General features: G+C 68.5%; 16 protein-coding genes. 6 read left to right on the top strand and 10 right to left on the bottom strand.

The genetic code is table 11. The features are described 5' to 3' along the window. Positions 1 to 160 precede the first annotated feature (160 nt). From ABDW59_RS09875 to ABDW59_RS09865, 3 genes are all read right to left on the bottom strand, one after another. Positions 161 to 1,147, bottom strand: coding sequence for a serine/threonine protein kinase (locus ABDW59_RS09875; protein ID WP_343629553.1), 987 nt, complete (start codon positions 1,145 to 1,147; stop codon positions 161 to 163). 75 nt (positions 1,148 to 1,222) lie between these two features. Continuing rightward, complete coding sequence (locus ABDW59_RS09870; protein WP_343629552.1) at positions 1,223 to 2,134, bottom strand: DUF2726 domain-containing protein; 912 nt, start codon at positions 2,132 to 2,134, stop codon at positions 1,223 to 1,225. 235 nt (positions 2,135 to 2,369) lie between these two features. After that, positions 2,370 to 3,101, bottom strand: coding sequence for a GNAT family N-acetyltransferase (locus ABDW59_RS09865; protein ID WP_343629551.1), 732 nt, complete (start codon positions 3,099 to 3,101; stop codon positions 2,370 to 2,372). Between the two features lie 173 nt (positions 3,102 to 3,274). Between ABDW59_RS09865 and rplM the strand changes: the two genes are divergently transcribed. The 3 genes from rplM (at position 3,275) to erpA (ending at position 4,696) form a co-directional block, all read left to right on the top strand. Continuing rightward, the gene (rplM, locus tag ABDW59_RS09860) at positions 3,275 to 3,703 is read left to right on the top strand and encodes a 50S ribosomal protein L13 (protein ID WP_343629549.1); all 429 of its coding nucleotides are present in this window, start codon (positions 3,275 to 3,277) and stop codon (positions 3,701 to 3,703) included. Between the two features lie 9 nt (positions 3,704 to 3,712). Then, the gene (gene rpsI, locus ABDW59_RS09855; protein ID WP_279756835.1) at positions 3,713 to 4,105 is read left to right on the top strand and encodes a 30S ribosomal protein S9; all 393 of its coding nucleotides are present in this window, start codon (positions 3,713 to 3,715) and stop codon (positions 4,103 to 4,105) included. A 216-nt stretch (positions 4,106 to 4,321) separates the two neighbouring features. Then, complete coding sequence (gene erpA, locus ABDW59_RS09850; RefSeq protein WP_343629548.1) at positions 4,322 to 4,696, top strand: iron-sulfur cluster insertion protein ErpA; 375 nt, start codon at positions 4,322 to 4,324, stop codon at positions 4,694 to 4,696. Between the two features lie 131 nt (positions 4,697 to 4,827). On the opposite strand, the gene ABDW59_RS09845 is transcribed toward erpA, so the two are convergent. Beyond that, the gene (locus tag ABDW59_RS09845; RefSeq protein ID WP_343629547.1) at positions 4,828 to 5,949 is read right to left on the bottom strand and encodes an anhydro-N-acetylmuramic acid kinase; all 1,122 of its coding nucleotides are present in this window, start codon (positions 5,947 to 5,949) and stop codon (positions 4,828 to 4,830) included. A gap of 26 nt (positions 5,950 to 5,975) precedes the next feature. After that, positions 5,976 to 7,361: a M23 family metallopeptidase gene (locus ABDW59_RS09840; protein WP_343629546.1), complete on the bottom strand. Its 1,386-nt coding sequence runs from the start codon at positions 7,359 to 7,361 to the stop codon at positions 5,976 to 5,978. 373 nt (positions 7,362 to 7,734) lie between these two features. On the opposite strand from ABDW59_RS09840, the gene tyrS reads away from it, so the two are divergent. After that, the gene (gene tyrS / locus ABDW59_RS09835; protein ID WP_343629545.1) at positions 7,735 to 8,913 is read left to right on the top strand and encodes a tyrosine--tRNA ligase; all 1,179 of its coding nucleotides are present in this window, start codon (positions 7,735 to 7,737) and stop codon (positions 8,911 to 8,913) included. Positions 8,914 to 8,968: 55 nt separating this feature from the next. On the opposite strand, the gene ABDW59_RS09830 is transcribed toward tyrS, so the two are convergent. From ABDW59_RS09830 to tldD, 4 genes are all read right to left on the bottom strand, one after another. Further along, the gene (locus ABDW59_RS09830; protein WP_343629544.1) at positions 8,969 to 12,457 is read right to left on the bottom strand and encodes a S41 family peptidase; all 3,489 of its coding nucleotides are present in this window, start codon (positions 12,455 to 12,457) and stop codon (positions 8,969 to 8,971) included. Positions 12,458 to 12,578: 121 nt separating this feature from the next. Further along, complete coding sequence (locus ABDW59_RS09825) at positions 12,579 to 13,478, bottom strand: 5'-nucleotidase (RefSeq protein WP_343629543.1); 900 nt, start codon at positions 13,476 to 13,478, stop codon at positions 12,579 to 12,581. Between the two features lie 44 nt (positions 13,479 to 13,522). Next, positions 13,523 to 14,671 (bottom strand): 3-deoxy-7-phosphoheptulonate synthase, encoded by a 1,149-nt coding sequence (locus ABDW59_RS09820; RefSeq protein WP_343629542.1) that lies wholly within the window; start codon positions 14,669 to 14,671, stop codon positions 13,523 to 13,525. 373 nt (positions 14,672 to 15,044) lie between these two features. Beyond that, entirely contained in the window at positions 15,045 to 16,508 is a 1,464-nt protein-coding gene (gene tldD / locus ABDW59_RS09815) for a metalloprotease TldD (RefSeq protein ID WP_343629541.1), read from the bottom strand. A 220-nt stretch (positions 16,509 to 16,728) separates the two neighbouring features. Here tldD and ABDW59_RS09810 point away from each other — a divergent pair, with 220 nt between their 5' ends. Continuing rightward, positions 16,729 to 17,085, top strand: a complete 357-nt coding sequence (locus tag ABDW59_RS09810; RefSeq protein ID WP_343629540.1) for a hypothetical protein — start codon at positions 16,729 to 16,731, stop codon at positions 17,083 to 17,085. A gap of 141 nt (positions 17,086 to 17,226) precedes the next feature. Here ABDW59_RS09810 and rsmI read toward each other — a convergent pair whose 3' ends face one another. Next, positions 17,227 to 18,183 carry a 16S rRNA (cytidine(1402)-2'-O)-methyltransferase gene (gene rsmI, locus ABDW59_RS09805; RefSeq protein WP_343629668.1) on the bottom strand — a complete coding sequence of 319 codons (957 nt, stop codon included), beginning with the start codon at positions 18,181 to 18,183 and terminating at the stop codon, positions 17,227 to 17,229. Here rsmI and ABDW59_RS09800 point away from each other — a divergent pair. Beyond that, positions 18,182 to 18,577 carry a YraN family protein gene (locus ABDW59_RS09800; protein ID WP_343629539.1) on the top strand — a complete coding sequence of 132 codons (396 nt, stop codon included), beginning with the start codon at positions 18,182 to 18,184 and terminating at the stop codon, positions 18,575 to 18,577. The genes rsmI and ABDW59_RS09800 overlap by 2 nt on opposite strands. The last annotated feature ends 97 nt before the right edge of the window (positions 18,578 to 18,674 follow it).

The following is an 18,674-nucleotide window of genomic DNA, read 5'->3' as shown; positions in this document are numbered from 1 at the left end:
GCGCGCCCGATGGCGCGGATGGCTGCCGTGCGGGCGGCTGCGTGGCCGCTGGCGGCACGACGGCCTGCGGCGCGAGATTGGGTTGCGATGCGGGTTGGGGTCGCGATGCGGGAACGGGTGCGGGCTGCAAGGCGGAGGCTCCAAAAAAAATGGAGCCGCGTCAGTCTTCCCGCATCTGCATCGCGTCGAGCTGGTCGCGCAGCTTCACGACCTGATCGCTCCAGTAGTTGGGCGTGCCGAACCACGGGAACGCCGCCGGAAAAGCGGGGTCATCCCAGCGCCGCGCCAGCCAGGCGCTGTGGTGAATCATCCGTTGCGTGCGCAGCGCCTCGATGAGGCGCAGCTCGCGCCAATCGAATTCGCGCACGCTCTCGTAGCCGTCGAGCAGCGCATGCAACTGGCGTCGCGCGGCATCGGGCTCGCCCGACAGCAGCATCCACAGGTCCTGCACCGCCGGTCCCTGCACCGCGTCGTCCAGGTCGACGAAGTGCGGGCCGCGGTCGGGCGTCCACAGGATGTTGCCGGGATGGCAGTCGCCATGCAGGCGCAGCGCGCGGCGATCGGGCAGTCTGTCGAAAGCGGCGTCGATCGCGTCGATGCAGCGCGCCGCGGCGTCATGCCAGTTGGTGGAGAGCTCCGGCGGCAGCGTGTCGTGCGCGCGCAGCCAGTCGCGCGCCTCGCGCGCCGGAGAGGCGCTGTTCCAGGCCAGGCGCGCGCGGAAGGGCTCGCTCTGACCGACATCGTGCAGTCGCGCGAGGAAGCGGCCGATCCAGGCGAGCACCTCGGGATCCTCGAGCTCCGGCGCACGGCCGCCCTGCCGCGGCGTCACCGCGAAACGATGACCCGCGAAATGCCCCAGCGTGCCGCCGGCGCCATCAAGCGGCAGCGGCGCGACCACCGGCACCTCGGCCTGGGCGAGGTCGCGGGCGAAGGCGTGTTCCTCCAGGATCTGCGCGTCGCTCCAGCGACCGGGCCGGTAAAACTTCGCGACGACAGCGGGCCCCTCCTCCAGATGCGCCATCAGCACGCGGTTCTCGTAGGAGTTGAGCTGCAGCAGGCGGCCATCGGGCCGCAGGCCGGCGTGCTCGAGCGCGTCGAGCATCAGCTCGGGAGTCAGGTCGCCGAATCCGGCCGGGGCGTCAGTCATCGAATGCGAGACGGAAACGACAACGGCGCCGAAGCGCCGTCAGGTCCATCCGGGAAGAGCGGGCAAGCGCGTAGCTTAGCGCCGTCCGTAGCGCGGCGAGTCGACGACCACGCCGCCGATGTCGGGCGTCGCGGGCTCGTCGGGAAACGCGGGGAAGTCGTGGCCGAACTGCGAGTCGCCGCCCTCGCCCGCCGTGCCGGCGCGGGGCCGGTAGCCGCGCACGCGCGGCTCGGGACGCGGCTCCGGACGCGGGTCGTGACGGACCTCGTGGCGAGGCTCCGGCAGCGGCGCCGGCGCGCTGGGCTCCAGGCCGGGGAAGGCGTCGAAGCGGCTGTCCGGCGCGAAGAAGGAATCGCTGAACACCGGCGAGTCGTTCCACAGCGTGTTGCGCGCGCTTGCCGCGGGCTGAGGCGCGCGACGCGGGGCCGGCGCGGCCACCGGAGCCGGCGCCAGGCGCGGCGCGGACCGCGAGGCGGTGGGCATGCTGGAGCGGCTGCTGTGGTTGCTGTAGGGCACGAGCAGTTGCAATTCACTGGCGCTGGGCAGCTCGTCGACGGTGGAGCGCAGGTAGCGGATGCGACAGGCCGCCAGCACCGCCTGCTTGATCTGCAGACTGCGGGCGGAGCCGGGACGCTCCATTTCCAGGTCGATCGCGGCCAGCACGCGGCCGTTTGGGCTGCAGATCGCGAAGTTGACGCTGATGCCGCCCAGCAACTCATACCAGTAGCGCACTTCCTTGGCCTCGGTGGGCTGGCAGAAGCGCACCAGGGGCAGCTTGCACATGACGACGTGATGGGGGAGCGCCTCGCGCAGCAGGCGGAAGACGCGGCGCTCGTCGGCGCTGAACACGGGGCGAGGCGTCAGCGACCACTCGCCCGGCAGCGGTTTGCGCGAGCGGCGCGGCCGCTTCAGCGCCATGGCGACGAGCAGGCCCAGGACTGCCAACGCCGACAGTCCCGCGATGATCCACGGAAGCGTGCTTTGCATATCCCAACGACCCAAAAACCCAGACGAGCCTGGCAGCCTTGCCGACCCTATCGGCCTGAACGACCCTGAAGAAGCAAGAGGGGCGCCCGACAGGCGCCCTCTCGACGATCCGCGCGAATGTAGCCGAAAGTCGTTACAAATTGCATCAAGGGTTCCCCCTGGAATAGGGTGGCCGCCCGGGAATACTCGGCAACGTCTGGTGTTTGGGCGAGGACCGCGCGCGATTCGCCGCGGCCTACTTCTCCCGGCCCTTGCCGGAGAGCTTGGCCTTGACCTCGGCCACCCCGTCCAGGATGTCGCCGACGGTGCGCATGTGGCGCTTGAACTGGAAGTCCCATTCGGCCATGTGGCGCTCCAGCGCCTCGTCCACATGCGAGGACACCGAGTCCGGCGGCAGCCGCAGCCAGGCTTCGGACTCGCTGCCGTCGCGCTCGACCTTGGCCCCGGCCTTGCGGGCGATGGACAGCATGGGGGCGTTTTCGCTCAGCGCGTGAATGAAAAGCGTGTCGATGCCGCGGTTGCGCGCGTGCAGCGCGGAGCGCTCGAACAGCCGGCCGCCGAAGCCCCTTCCGCGCGCCGACTGGGCGACGGAGACGCCGAACTCCGCCATCGCGGGCCGGCCCTTGATCTGCGGAGCCGGCGCGTAAGCCAGATGTGCCACCGCGATCAGCTGCAGCCGCCGGTTGAAGATGCCCAGCACCTCGTCGCGGGTGAAATCGAGGCCGGCAACGTACTTCTCGATCTGCTCGTCCCGCGCGGCGTAGCCGAAACGCAGGTAGCGGTCGCGCTCGCCCAGCGTCATCAAGTGTTGAAGGATGCGCTTGCGATGGCGCCGCCCCAGCGAGCGGATCGGCACCCACGCCGTCCAGCGCGCCATCACGGCGGCCGGATGCCAGCGCGAACGCGGGCCGTCCGCCCCCGCGGCGGGGTCGGTTTTCTTGGGGCGGGAGTCCTGCGGAGCGGTCATGGCAAAGGGCGTGAGCGTGCCGATGCTAGCGGTTCGCGACGATTTCAAGTAGACTCTCGTGTTTCCCCGTTCCCAAGGCAGCGGAGAGAACGTCCGTGAGAGGCCGCATCCACAAGCGTGCACCGAGCGTACGAGGGGCAATTGCCCGGAATCAAGCCTTTTGAAAGAACCTCATGAAGACCTTCAGCGCCAAGCCGGCCGAAGTGAAGCGCGAGTGGTTTGTGATTGACGCCACCGATCTGGTGCTCGGACGTGTTGCCAGCGAAGTGGCACGCCGTTTGCGCGGCAAGCACAAGGCCATCTACACGCCTCACGTCGACACCGGTGATTTCATCGTCATCATCAACGCCGACAAGCTGCGCGTGACCGGCAACAAGGCAACGGACAAGGTGTACTACCGCCACTCGGGCTTCCCGGGCGGCATCTACGCCACCAAGTTCAAGGACATGCAAGCCAAGCATCCGGGCCGCGCCCTGGAAAAGGCCGTCAAGGGCATGCTGCCCAAGGGCCCGCTTGGCTACGCGATGATCAAGAAGCTGAAGGTGTATGCGGGCGACACGCATCCGCACACCGCCCAGCAGCCCCAGGCTCTGGCAATCTAAGGAGCGGAGATGATCGGAAACTGGAATTACGGTACCGGCCGTCGCAAGTCGTCCGTGGCCCGTGTCTTCATCAAGAAGGGCACTGGCCTGATCACCGTCAACGGCCGCTCGATCGAGCAGTACTTCGGCCGTCAGACGTCGATCATGATTTCTCGTCAGCCCCTGCTGCTGACGAACAATGGCGAAGCGTTCGACATCAAGATCAACGTGCACGGGGGCGGCGAGTCCGGCCAAGCCGGCGCGGTGCGTCTGGGTATCACCCGCGCGCTGATCGACTACGACGCAGCCCTGAAGCCCGAACTGAGCCGCGCCGGCTTCGTCACGCGTGATGCGCGTGAAGTCGAGCGTAAGAAGGTCGGTCTGCACGGCGCACGTCGCCGGAAGCAGTTCAGCAAGCGCTGATCGACTTCCGATCGCCGCAGGATTCGCTTTTGGCGGATCCTCGGCGACGCGAGATTCAAAACAAGGCCGCTCCTCAGCGGCCTTGTTCTTTTTGGGCGCAAGGCGTGACGCGTGGCTAGCATGCGCATTGCCATTGGGGATATATCGACGCGCCCCGACGCCGGAATCCGGCCTTTGAGATAATCCCAACATTCTTCCGAACGAACAGGAATCACGATGAGCGAAGTTCTCGAAGCGCCCGCCACGAGCATGAGCGACATGCCGGCTCCGCTGGTCTTCACCGACAGTGCGGCCGAGAAGGTCCGCGAACTGGTGCTGGAAGAGGGGAACCCTGAGCTCAAGCTGCGCGTGTTCGTGCAGGGCGGCGGCTGCTCCGGCTTCCAGTACGGCTTCACGTTCGATGAAGCCGTCAACGACGACGACACGCAGATGCACAAGAACGGCGTCACCCTGCTGATCGACTCGATGAGCCTGCAATATCTGATGGGCGCCGAGATCGACTACAAGGAAGACCTGCAAGGCGCACAGTTCGTGATCAAGAATCCGAACGCGTCGACCACCTGCGGCTGCGGCTCCAGCTTCTCGGTCTGATGTTCATATCGCGGCTCGACATGATCGAGCCGCCGGCCGGCGAAAGACCTGGTCCCAATGGCAAAGACCGCCCTCGGGCGGTCTTGTCGTTTCAGCGCTCGAGGCCGCTGCGAGCACCTCGCCCGTCGGGATCAGGCGGGCGTATAGCTGCCGAGGATGCGCTGACCGGTCGCGCCGGTCGCCTCGGGGAGATTGCCCGGAAGCCCGCGCACATGGCGCATCGCCAGCCAAGCGAAAGCCGCGCCCTCGACCAGCATCGGCGGCAGCCCCTTCGCATCCGTCGTGTCGACGGACACCGAGGGCATCAGCCCGGCCAGGCGACGCACCAGCGCCTCATTGAAGGCGCCACCACCGCAGACCAGCAGTTCACGCCATTCACCGGGCGCAAAGGCCGCCAGGCTGTCGACGACGCAACGCGCGGTGAGCTCCAGCAAGGTGGCCTGCACATCGACCGGCGAGACCTCCGGCGCATGCGCGACGATCTTCGCGTCCAGCCACCCCAGATGGAACAGATCTCGCCCCGTGCTGCGCGGCGGCGGCTGCCGGAAATAGGGCTCGGCGAGCAAGGCCTCCAGCAGCGCTTCATGCACCCTGCCCTGCGCAGCCCACTGGCCGCCGGCGTCATAGTCCAAGCCCTGATGGCGATGAATCCAGCCGTCCATCAGGCAATTGCCCGGACCGCAGTCGAAGCCGCCCCCCCGCCCATCGGCGCGCAGCAGGCTGACGTTGCTGATGCCACCCACGTTGAGCACGATGACGTCGACACCCGTCTGCGCCAGCACCGCGCGATGGAAGGCCGGCACCAGCGGCGCGCCCTGGCCGCCCGCGGCGACATCACGACCCCGCAGGTCATGCACGACGGCGATGCCGCTCAGCTCCGCCAGCAGCGGGGCATTGAGCAGCTGAATCGAGAAGCCGGTCCCGTCGATCTCGCCAGGGCGATGCCGGACGGTCTGCCCGTGGGCGCCCAAAGCGCGAATCTCCGTCGGTGCCAGACCTTGCGCCAGCAGCAGCGCGCGGCAGGCCTGCGCGTAGACGCGCGAGACCGCATTCGCGGCCAGCGCTGAGCGCTGCAGTTCGTTTTCGGTGGGTGCGTTCAGGGCCATCAGCTCGGCGCGCAACTCGGCGCCGAACGGCTCATGCTCATGGGCCAGCGCATGGACGCGGCCATCGGGCTCGGCGCGCAAGAGCACGGCATCCACGCCGTCCATCGACGTGCCCGACATCAGACCGATGTAGAGCTCCGCTGACATGCGCGCGGCGATCGGAGCGGGCCGGCTCACTCGCCGACGACGCCCTCGTTGATCGTCGAAGCGGCTTCCAGCTGCACCTTGGCGCTGGCGACCTGCGCCTGGAACGCGGCCTTCGCGGTCGGGGGCAAAGTCAGGGCTTCGGAAGCCTTCGCGATGACGCGAGGATCCTGCTGCTTGCCGTTCACGCGGAACTCGAAGTGCAGGTGCGGGCCGGTCGCCCAGCCGGTGGCACCGACGGCGCCGATCTTCTGGCCCTGCTCGATCTTCTGGCCCTTCTTGACGTCGATGCGGCTCAGGTGAGCGTAGACCGTCATGCGGTTGCCGCTGTGCTTGAGCTGGATCACGTTGCCGAAGCCGTTCTGCCAGCCGGCGAATTCCACGTTGCCGTCACCGACGCTGCGCACCGGCGTGCCGCTGGGCGCGCCCAGGTCCACGCCCTGGTGCTGACGCCAGGTCTGCAGGATCGGGTGGAAGCGCATCGCGAAACCGGAGGTCACGCGCGAGAACTCCAGCGGGCTGGCCAGGAACGAGCGGCGCTTGGATTCGCCGTCGAAGCCGTAGTAGTTGCCCTTGCCGCTGGCCGCGTCGCGGAACCAGACGGACTGGTAGCTCTTGCCGTTGTTGATGAACTCCGCGGCCAGCAGGCGGCCGGAGCGGTTGCCCCAGTTCACTGGTTCGCCATCGGCGGTCATGGTTTCGTAGACCACCGAGAAGCGGTCGCCCTTGCGCAGCTCGCGATGGAAGTCGATGTCGCCCGAGAACATGTCCGCCAGCTGGGTCGCGATCGCGTCGGGCACGTTGGCCTCGTCGGTCGCGGCGAACAGCGAGGACTGGATGGTGCCGCTGCCCAGACGGGTCTGGCTCTGCAGCGGAACGGTCTCGAGCTTGGAGACGAAGCGCTCGCCCTCGCGGGTGATGCTCAGCCGGGTGAACTGCGTGTCCTGCTGGTCCGCGGACTCCGCAGCGTAACGAGCGACCAGCGATTGCACTTCGCCGCTGGCGGTGGCAACAACCTGCACCCGCTTGCCAACACGGCCGACCAGCAGCTTCTTGGCGGTGTCGTCGCTCCGCAGGAAGGCCGCGAAGCCGCTGTCGAAGGCGCCCATGCGCCTGAGCAGCGAATCTGCCGTGTCGCCGGAGCGGGTCAGGTCGCTGCGCGACAGGCCGGGGTCGAACGAGGCCAGCTGAGCGAGTTGCTCGTCCAGGGATTGAAGCGGGATGGATTCGCTGATGACGCGTTGCGGCAGGTCCTCCGCGTCCGGGGCCATCGGGGCGATGCCGAAGGCGGTGACGGCGAAACAGCTGAGCGCGCCGACGACAGTGCCGGTCAGGGCGCGAGGATGCCGGGCCGCGAAGCCTTCAGCGCGAGCGAGCGAGCGCTGCACGCGCTGCCATTCGTCTTTCCAATTCATCACGCGCCGGGGACCTTCCTTCGGAAACCTGAGAACTGCCGTACGCCGCCGCGTCCGGTCGACGCGGCCCGTACGGCCCGTGCTGGTGATTCACCGCCCTGTCAAGCGAAGGACGCCCGCCGGGGTCAGCAGGGCGTCCACTAGAATCGGTCGCTTTGCGGAACGACATGCGCCAGGAACGCTTTTTGCCCTCCTGCGCGCCCCGCAAAACAGCCGGCAGTATACCGGCGCGTCCGGGCTATCAATCGCTAGAAAACCCGACAAATCAAGACTTTACGTAAGCCCGTGCGGGCTCCGAAGTGCCATGTCTGATATCCGAACCCAGTCCCCGACGCCCCCCGATTTTCCGATCACGGATCGGGTCCGGCACGCCATGGCGCAATCGCTGCGCGGCTGCGAAGAGTTGCTGCCGCAAGACGAGTGGCTGAAGAAGCTGGCCCGCTCCGAGGCCACGGGCCAGCCGCTGCGGATCAAGCTGGGTCTGGACCCGACCGCGCCCGACATCCACGTCGGCCACACGGTGGTGCTCAACAAGATGCGCCAGCTGCAGGACCTGGGCCACCAGGTGATCTTCCTGATCGGCGACTTCACCTCCATGATCGGCGACCCGTCCGGCCGCAACGCGACCCGCCCGCCGCTGACGCCCGAGCAGATCAAGCACAACGCCGAGACCTATTACAAGCAGGCCAGCCTGGTGCTGGATCCGGCCCGGACCGAGATCCGCTACAACAGCGAGTGGTCCGACCCGCTGGGCGCGCGTGGCCTGATCCAGCTGGCGGCCAAGTACACCGTCGCCCGCATGATGGAGCGCGACGACTTCACCAAGCGCTACGCCGCCGGGACGCCGATCTCGGTGCACGAGTTCCTCTATCCGCTGATGCAGGGCTATGACTCGGTGGCGCTGAAGTCCGACCTGGAACTCGGCGGCACGGACCAGAAGTTCAACCTGCTGATGGGTCGCCATCTGCAGTCCGAGTACGGTCAGGAGCCGCAGTGCATCCTGACGATGCCGCTGCTGGAAGGACTGGACGGCGTCGAGAAGATGTCCAAGTCCAAGAACAACTACGTGGGCATCACCGAGCCGGCCAACAGCATGTTCGCCAAGATCCTGTCGATCAGCGACGTGCAGATGTGGAAGTGGTTCGACCTGCTGAGCTTCAAGTCCATCGAGGAGATCGCGGCGCTCAAGCGTGAGATCGAGGGCGGCCGCAATCCCAAGGAAGCCAAGGTGATGCTCGCCAAGGAGATCACCACCCGCTTCCACAGCGCGCAGGCGGCAGACGAGGCCGAAGCCGACTTCAACAACCGCGCCAAGGGCGGCATCCCGGACGAGATTCCCGAGCTGACGCTGAGCGGCGCCCCCATGGGCATCGCCGCGCTGCTGAAGGCAGCGAACCTGGTCGCGTCCAACGGCGAAGGCAACCGGATGATCGACCAGGCCGGCGTCAAGATCGACGGCACGACCATCAGCGACAAGGGCCTGAAGGTCGAGGCCGGCACCATCGTGCTGCAGGTCGGCAAGCGCAAGTTCGCGCGGGTCACGCTGAACTGAACTTCAGCGTCCGCCAATGAAAACGGGAGGCTCTCGCCTCCCGTTCTCTTTTGCCTTACTGCTTGATCGGGCGCAGATACGGACCCGGCTTCGGCGTCTTGATCGGCTCCTTGGCGATCGCGTTCTTCAGCCAGGCGACGGCGGCATCCAGCTGCGCATCCTGGCCGTCGGCCGTCGCGCGCGGCAGGTTGTCGACCGGGATGTCCGGCGTCACGCCCTTGCCCTCGACCAGGAACTGACCGTCGATGGTCATCTGACCGTTCTCGGCGGCGCGCATCAGGCCGTTATCCATCAGGCGGTTCTGGTCCGACAGCCATACACCGGCGCCCGAGGTCGTCTGCCCGATCACCGGGCCCAGGCCCAGGCGCTTGAAGCCTTCGGAGAAGGTCTCGCCGTCCGAGTAAGTCTCCTCGTTGGCCAGCACCACCACATGGCCGCGGAACACCTGCTGCATGTTGGGATAGGGCTTGCTGCCCGAGGGCGAGCGCGGTTGCCAGAAGGCCCAGGCGCGACGCAGCAGCGTCTGCAGGATCCAGCTGTCGATGTTGCCGCCGTTGTTGTGACGGACGTCGATGATCAGGCCGTCTCGCTCGCTCTGCGAGTAGAACTCGCGGACGAAATCGTTGATGTCGTCGCGGGTCATCGCGCGCAGATGCAGGTAGCCGATCTTGCCGCCGCCGGCGGTCTCCACCGCCTTGGCGCGGCCGTAGCGCCAGTCGTTGACGCGCAGCTGACCCTCGCGGCGCAGATCGACCGGCGTCACCACCACCGGCCGCTCCTTGCCCGACGCGTCGCGCACCTGCAGCAGCACCTGCTTGCCGGCCTGACCGCGCATCAGCTCACTGGGATCCGGCACTTGCGTCGCGTCGCGGCCGTTGATCGTGGTGATCACCGAGCCCACCGGCACGTTCACGCCCGGCTGCGCCAGCGGGCCACCCTCGGACGGCAGCTCCGGATCGCCGGCATAGATGCGGGCGACCTTCCAGCCCTTGGCGTCACGCTCGAGCAGCGCGCCCAGGCCGGCAAAGCCCGGCTCGTCCGCGCCCTTGCGCACATCGCCCGGAGCGACCTGGCTGTGCAGCAGGCTGAGCTCGCCCACCATCTGGCCCATCAGATCAGCCAGCTCGTAGCGGTCGGTGACGCGCTCGACCAGCGGCGCGTACTTGGCGCGCATCGCGACCCAGTCCACGCCGTGCATGTCCTTGTCGTAAAAGTAGTCGCGCTGCATGCGCCAGGCGTCGGCGAACATCTGACGCCATTCCGACTTGGGATCGACCTGGATCTGCCAGTCGTTCCAGCGCACGCGGGCCTTGTCCACATCGCCCGGCAGCTTGGGGCCGGCGTCGACGATCAGGATCTCCGGCGCCGCGCCCGGCGCGGCCGGACGGCGGATCATGAGCTTCTTCCCATCGGCGCTCAGGTCCCAACCGGCCACGCCCTCGGCGTAGGTTTCGAGCTTGCTTTCCTGCGGCCCGATCGGCAGCTGGCGCAGCGTCATCCCTTCCTGGATGTAGAGCCGCTTGGAATCGACCGCCAGGCCGTTGTAGTTGCCCGCCGCGACGGGCAGCTCGAACAGGCGCAGCGCCAGACCCGGGATCTGGATCTCGGGCTTGCCCTTGGCGGCGGGCTTGGCGCCGGCGGGCGGCGCGTCCTTGCCGGCGGTGGCGGCCTTGGCCTCCTCGACCTTCTGCTTGGACTCCTTGTTGTCGGGCTTGTCCTTCTCCTGCTCGCGGACCTCGGCCTCCTCGCGCGCCTTCAGCGACTGGAGCTCGTCCGGCGCGGCGAACGGGAAGCGCAGACCCGGCTGCAGCGCCAGCGCATAGACCTTCCAGCCCTTGTCGAAGAAGGGCCCCATGTTGCGATCACCCCAGGGACCGGGGTTGCCGGTCACGCTGAAGGTGCGGCGCGACAGGAAGTACAGCCACTGGCCGTCCGGGCTGAACGCGGGGGTGTTGGCGGCGTAGCGGTCGCTGCCCAGCTGATGGACCTTGCCGTCGGCCAGCGTCAGCAGCATCAGCTGCTCGCGGTAGCCGCTGCTGGTATTGCGGACGTAGGCCAGGGCCTTGCCGTCCGGCGACCAGGTCAGCGCGTCCGGACCGCCGCCCAGGGCGTCGCGGTCGACCTCGCGGGTCGCGGCGGCGCGATTGGGATTCTTCAGGTCGGTCAGGAAGAGCCGGGCTTCCTTGTCCGTGTGCGCGATCCAGCGGCCATCGGGCGACACCGACAGGTGCTGGCGCATCGCAGTCGCGCCTTCGGTGATCTGCTTGGGCTGGCCGGTGCCGTTGGCGGCGAAGCGCCAGATCTCCAGCTCGCCGCTGTAGTCGCACAGCGCGTAGACGTCGCGGCTGTCGGCGCTGAAGACGGCTTCGCGGCAGCGGCCGGCGTCGCCCAGGCCGGCGGGGATCTGCAGCTCGGCGCGGCGCAGCGGGCCGACGCCCTGCGTGGCCAGACGGCCGCGCGAGGTCAACACCACGCGCTCGCCGTCGGGCGACAGCGAGACGTTGGTCAGGAAGTCCTGCGGCTTGGCGACCCAGCGCTTGCGCTGCTGATCGAAGTCACCGCCCAGGGAGACGGCGATCTTCTGCTCCGCCGCCGTGGCGTTCAGGTCGACGCGGTACAGATCGGCGCCCAGCGCGTAGGCGACCTGGCTGCCGCTGATGCTGGCATGGCGGACATCCCAGCCCTTGTGGTGGGTGTGCTCGCGCGGGTCGCTGCCGTCGGCCTTGACCGACCACAGGTTGTAGGTGCCGTCGCGGTCCGACAGGAAGGCCACGCGGGCGTTGCCGGCGGCGTCGACGTAAGGCATGGGGCGACGGTCATTGGCGCCTTCGGCGACCAGCGGACGGGCCTCGGTCTTGGCGCTCAGGTCCATCACCCACAGGCGGGCAAGCGCGCCGCCGCGGTACTGGCGCGCGTTGTCGCCGCGCAGGCCGTTGCGGGTGAAGTACAGCGTCTTGCCGTCGGCGCTCAGCGCGCCGTCGCTGGCCTGACCGACCGGCAGCGCGCGATGCTTGCCGGTGTTCAGGTCGACCAGATGCAGCTGGGTGCCGGGCTCGCCGCGCTCGGTGGCGCCGGTGTAGAGCACTTCGTTCTGGGCGGTGATGCCCCAGACGCGCACCGCGCCCGTGTCCCAGGTCAGACGCTTGGGCAAGCCGCCGCCGGCGGGCATCACGTAGACGTCGCCCGCGCCTTCGTACTGGCCGACGAAGGCGACCCAGCGGCCATCGGGAGAGATGGCCGGGAAGGTTTCGCTGCCCGCATGCGTGGTCAGACGCTGCGCCACGCCGCCGGCCACGTTCGCCCGCCACAGGTCGCCCTCGGCGACGAACACCAGCTGGTCGCCGCGCAGCGCGGGCAGACGGTAATAGCCCAGCGAGGGATCGGTCGGCGCGGGACGGGCCGACGCGGTCGCGGCGACGGCGGAGGCGGTCAGCGCCGAGGTCGCGGCGGGCGTCGAGGGCGACGTCGCCGAATCGGCGGCATAGGCCATCGTGGCCAGGGTGCAGGCCGAGGCAATGGCCAGGCGGCGGAACGTGATGCGCATCGTGGAGAGTCCTTGTGGGAGTCCTCTGGGGAGTCCTGGTTGGAAATCCTGGTTGGAAGGGAGGTCCGGCCCGACCGCTGCCGGAAGTCATGCGGCGCGCATTCTGGCGCCGCGCGGGACGTCAGCGGTTCGTCACACCCATGGCCACATGGCCCGACGGCACGTGCGGCACCGCGTTCTGGATGTGGCCCTGCTGATCGTCGAAGAAGAAATCGGGCTCGAACTCCCGCAGGAACTCGCCCTTGGGCAGGCCGCCGAGGAACATCGCCTCGTCGACCTCCACGTCCCAGTCCATCAGCGTGCGGATGGCGCGCTCATGGGCGGGCGCGCTGCGCGCGGTCACCAGGGCGGTACGCAGACGCATCGGCACCGGCGCGACCGCTTGCAGCCGCTGCAGCTCATGCAGCACCTGCTTGAACGGGCCGGCGGGGAGCGGGGTGAGCTTGCGTTCGCGCTCATGGGCCTGGAACGCGTCCAGGCCGTCGCGCTGGTAGATCTGCTCGGCCTCGTCGGAGAACAGCACCGCGTCGCCGTCAAAGGCGATGCGCAGTTCATCGGGATAGGCGGCCGAGGCGCGCGCCGACTGCGGGAAGACCCGCGCCGCGGCCACGCCGGCGGCCAGCGCGGAGCGCACGTCGTCCTCGTTGGCCGACAGGAAGAGCTGGGCCTTGAGCGGCTTCAGATAGCGCCAGGGACTGTGGCCGCGGGTGAACACGCCGCGCTCGATGGACAGGCCGAAATGCTGGGCCGAACGGAACACCCGCATGCCCGAGATCGGGTCGTTGCGGGAGAGCACGACCACCTCGACCCGCGGCGTCTGCCCCGGCACGTTGAACGCAAGCAGCTTGCGCACGAGCGAGAACGCGGTGCCGGGCTTGGCCGGCTCGTCCAGGCGCTCCTGCTGCAGGCGCATGTAGGCGCGGTCATCGCTGTTCTCGAAGAGCTGGTTCTCTTCCTCGAAGTCGAACAGCGCGCGGGAGGAAAGGGCCACCACCAGGCGGCCGTCTAGCGTTGCGGGCATGGCGGAGATCATAGGCCGCCATGCCCGGTCCGCCGGGCAGGGAATCAGCTGACGGCGGCCTCGACGCGCGCGGCGCGGACGGCCTCGCTCAGCACGTCCAGCACCTCGATGGAATCGTCCCAGGCCAGGCAGGCGTCGGTGATGCTCTTGCCGTACTCGAGCTTGGAGGGGTCGTCCTTGCCCGGGCTGAACTTCTGCGCGCCGCCCTTGAGGTGGCTCTCCACCATCACGCCGAAGATGCGCGTGCTGCCGGCGCGGATCTGCGCGGCGATGTCGCGCGCGACGTCCAGCTGACGTTCATGCTTCTTGCTGCTGTTGGCATGCGAGCAGTCCACCATCAGCCGCTCGGGCAGCTTGGAGGTGACCAGGTCGGCGCAGGCGGCGGCGACGCTCTCGGCGTCGTAGTTGGGCGCCTTGCCGCCGCGCAGGATGACGTGGCAGTCCTGGTTGCCCTTGGTCTCGACGATCGCGACCTGGCCGTTCTTGTGCACCGACAGGAAGTGGTGCGGACGCGCCGCGGCCTGGATGGCGTCGGTGGCGATCTTGATGTTGCCGTCGGTGCCGTTCTTGAAGCCGATGGGGGCGGACAGGCCCGAGGCCAGCTCACGGTGGACCTGGCTCTCGGTGGTGCGCGCGCCGATGGCGCCCCAGCTGATCAGGTCGCCGATGTACTGCGGCGAGATCACGTCCAGGAACTCCGAGCCCGCCGGCATGCCCAGCCGGTTGATCTCCAGCAGCAGCTGGCGCGCGATGCGCAGGCCCTCGTCGATGCGGTAGCTCTCGTCCAGGTAGGGGTCGTTGATCAGGCCCTTCCAGCCCACGGTCGTGCGCGGCTTCTCGAAGTACACGCGCATCACGATTTCCAGCGTGTCGGCGTGCTGCTCGCGCAGCGCGGTCAGACGCTTGGCGTACTCGAGCGCGGCGGCGGGGTCGTGGATCGAGCAGGGCCCGATGATCACGAGCAGGCGGTCGTCCTTGCGCTGCATGATGTCGCGGATGCGCTGACGCGTGCCGACGACGAGCTGCTCCATGGCCGTGCCACGGATGGGGAAGAAGCGGATGAGGTGTTCAGGAGGCGGCAAGGGCGTGATGTCCAGGATGCGTTCGTCGTCGGTCTGGGAGGTTTTGTCCTGCGGCGAATACCAGCGCTCCGCCTGTTGAGCGCTGGGATAACTGGTCGACTTGGCATTCATGGGAGTCACGCTTTCTGATGGTGTGCGGGTGCGCCGCTCAGGATCCGCTTGCAAGCTGCTGCATCGAGGGGCTGGGTGCCCGGCCGAAAAAAAACCGCCGGGCTTTGGGCCCGGCGGTTTCCTGAGGATTCTTGGCGCTTTGCTTATGCGTTCGCCTCTCCTCCGCCGGGGCGGTGCGAGAACCAAAAATATGCAAAGTAAAACTTCGGGACGAAACGCATAAGGGCCAATAGTGCCTGCGCCTGCTGCACTGCGTCAAGCGCGAAGGGGTGACTGCCGCAAGCCGCGCGCGACGACATCAGGCAACCAAGCCTTCGCGAAAAAGCGAAACCCGGCCGAGCCGGGTTTCCCCGTGCACAGGCGGTGGGCTGCGTCAGGCCGTGCCGCCGACGGTCATGCCTTCGATGCGCAGCGTCGGCTGACCGACGCCCACCGGGACGCTCTGACCTTCCTTGCCGCAAACGCCGACGCCGGTGTCCAGCTGCAGGTCGTTGCCGATCATGCTGACGCGGGCCATCGCTTCCGGTCCGGAGCCGATGATGGTCGCGCCCTTGACCGGGTACTGGATCTTGCCGTTCTCGACCCAGAAGGCCTCGCTCGCGGAGAACACGAACTTGCCGGAGGTGATGTCGACCTGCCCGCCCGCGAAGTTGGTCGCATACAGGCCCTTGTCGATGCTGGCGATGATTTCCTGCGGGTCCTTGTCGCCGCCCAGCATGTAGGTGTTGGTCATGCGCGGCATGGGGATGTGGGCGTAGCTCTCGCGGCGGCCGTTGCCGGTCGGAGCGACCTTCATCAGGCGCGCGTTCATCGCATCCTGGATGTAGCCCTTGAGGATGCCGTCCTCGATCAGCACGTTGCGCTGGGAGGCGCAGCCCTCGTCGTCGACGTTGAGCGAACCGCGGCGGTCTGGAATGGTGCCGTCGTCCAGCACCGTCACGCCCTTGGCGGCGACGCGCTCGCCGATGCGGCCCGAGAAGGTCGACGAGCCCTTGCGGTTGAAGTCGCCCTCCAGCCCGTGGCCGACGGCCTCGTGCAGCAGCACGCCGGGCCAGCCCGGTCCGAGGACCACGGTCATCTCGCCGGCCGGGGCCGGGCGCGATTCCAGATTGGTCAGGGCCGCGCTCACCGCCTGCTCGACGTAGCTGGCGATCATCTCGTCGGTGAAATAGGCCAGACCGAAACGGCCGCCGCCGCCGCCCGAGCCGACCTCGCGCCGGCCGTTGCTCTCGGCGATCACGGTCACGGACAGGCGCACCAGCGGCCGCACGTCGGCGGCCAGCGTGCCGTCGGCGCGCGCGATCAGCACGACTTCATGCTCGGCGGCCAGACCGGCCATGACCTGCACGATGCGCGGATCCTTGGCGCGGGCCAGGCGCTCGGTGCGCTCCAGCAGCGCGACCTTCTGCGTGCTGTCCAGGCTCGCGATGGGGTCGGCGTCGCCGTAGAGGGCGCGGCTCGCGGACACGATGGGTTCGCTCGGGACCTTCACCCGCCGACTCTGGCCGGCCGTCGCGATGGCGCGCACGGTGCGCGCGGCGTCCAGCAGCGCGGCCTCGGAGATGTCGTCCGAGTAGGCGAACGCCGTCTTCTCGCCCGCGACGGCGCGCACGCCGACGCCCTGGTCGATGGAGAAGCTGCCGCTCTTGACGATGCCCTCCTCCAGGCTCCAGCCCTCCGCGCGGGTGGTCTGGAAGTAGAGGTCGGCGTCGTCGACGCGATGTTCCGTGATCAGGCGCAGCGCCTTCGAGAGCGTCGCGTCGGTCAGGCCGAAGGGTTCCAGCAGCTGGGCACGGGCGGTGACCAGGCGGGCAAGGGTGGGTTCGCGCGAAATCATCGGGCGATTGTAGGCAGCACCCCATGGCCGCGCCGATGACAGGGTCCCGCGGGCCGCCGACGGTGTCCCGACGACATTCCGCCGGCATCCCGGACCGGAGAACGGCTCGATGCAATCGCTATACGGTTCTTTACCGGAACCTTGTCCGCCGGCTGGAAACGGGGCTCGTTGTCACCCTCAGCGGCGCGGTTGCCGCGTCCCACTTCCCCAGGAGACCTCGATGAAAAGCCATTTCCTGACCCTCGCCCTCGTGTCCGGCCTGATGGCCCTGACGACCGCCAGCGCCTTCGCCCAGAGCGCCGCCCCGGCCAGCCCGACCGCGACGCCGCGGGTCGATCAGCGCGAGGCCAACCAGCAGCAGCGCATCGCCAACGGCGCCGCCTCCGGCCAGCTGACGGCCAAGGAAACGCAGCGTCTGGAGAAGGAGCAGGCCCACATCGACAAGACCGAGGCCAGGGCGAAGTCCGACGGCGTGGTCACCGCCAAGGAGCGCCGCCACCTGCAGAAGGAGCAGGACGTGGCCGGCGCCGACATTCGCCGCGCCAAGCACAACAAGCGCGTCGCCAAGAGCAGCTGAGCGCTCGGATGACGAGATGAATGACGAGACGAGCGCCCTGCGGGGCGTTCGTCGTTTCAGCGATCGGATCTCATCCGGCGTGGTCCCGCGCGAGATCGCGCGGAGGAAAGCAACCGGGGTCCCGATCGGGAGCCGAGATGGTCAGCGACCTTCGTCTTCTTCGGCGGCTGCATCGCTGTCGTCGCCGTCGGCATCCTGCTTCCAGTCCAGGGCCTGCTGATACAGCGCCTTGCGCGACACGCCGGTCAACTCGGCCGCCAGCGCCGCCGCCTGCTTCAGCGGCAGGTCCCGCACGAGCACCCGCAGCGTGCGCAGCGCCTCCTCGGGCAAGCCGTCCGCGTCGGACTGCGCCGGCGCCGCGTGCAGCACCAGCACGAATTCGCCGCGCTCGCGCTGCTTGTCCTCGGCCATCCAGGCGGGCAGCGACGCGCATGGCGCGGTATGGATGGTCTCGAACTGCTTCGTGACCTCGCGGCAGACGGTCAGCGTCTGCGTCGGCGCCAGTTCGGCCAGCAGCGCGATCAATTCCTGGATGCGATGGGGCGCCTCGAACAGCACCTGGCTGTAGGGCGCGCCCGTCAGCGCCTGCAGGGTGCTGCGGCGCTCCGCCGTCTTGGTCGGCAGAAAGCCCACGAATCGGAACCCCTGCGACCGCGCGTCGCCCGCGACGCTGAGCGCCGCGGCCGCGCTGCTCGCGCCCGGCAGCGGCACGACGCGCACGCCCGCCTTCGCCGCCGCGGCGACCAGCACCGCGCCGGGGTCGGAGATCGCCGGCGTGCCGGCGTCGCTGACGTAGGCGATGCGCTCGCCCTGCAGCAGCCGCGCGACCAGGCCCTCGGCGGCCTGCTGCTCGTTGTGCTGATGCAGCGCCAACAGCGGCTTGTGCAAGCCCAGCCATCGCAGCAACTGAGCGCTGACCCGGGTGTCCTCGCAGGCGACGGCGTCGACCAGGCCTAGCACGTGGATCGCGCGCAGGCTGATGTCGGCGAGGTTGCCGATCGGCGTGGCCACCATGTAGAGCGTGCCGCCCGGGTACTGCTGATGGCCGGCGGCGGCCGCGGCGGCGGCGGACATCGATGCGGACGGGGACGAGGACATGTTCAAGAAGCTCTCCACGGAAACGACCAAAGGCCTGGGCGACGACGCCGAGCGCCGCGCGCTGGACCACTTGCGACGGCAAGGGCTGCGGCTGGTGGCGCGCAATTATCGAGTGGCGCGCGGACCGCGGGCGCGCGGCGGCGAGGTCGACCTGATCATGCGGGCGCCGGACGGGACGCTGCTCTTCATCGAGGTGCGGGCCCGAGGCGATGCCGCGCATGGCGGCGCGGCGGCCAGCGTGACGCGGGCCAAGCAGGCGCGGGTGATCTTCGCGGCGACCTGTTTCCTGCGCACGCAGCCGGTGACGCCGCCGTGCCGATTCGATGTGGTGGCTATCGACGGCGACCGCATCGAGTGGCTGCGCGGCGCCTTCGACGTGCCGCAGGAACGCTGAGGCCTGAGCAAGGGAGCCACCCGCATGCCCCCTCGCCCGCTTGCGCGAGAGCCTGCATGACCCCCTCGCCCGCTTGCGGGAGAGGGCGGGGGAGAGG

Source organism: Roseateles sp. (assembly GCF_039595295.1).
GTDB lineage: Bacteria > Pseudomonadota > Gammaproteobacteria > Burkholderiales > Burkholderiaceae_C > Roseateles.
Note: the sequence above shows the minus strand (reverse complement) of the source record. Positions and strands in the feature narration are given on the sequence as shown.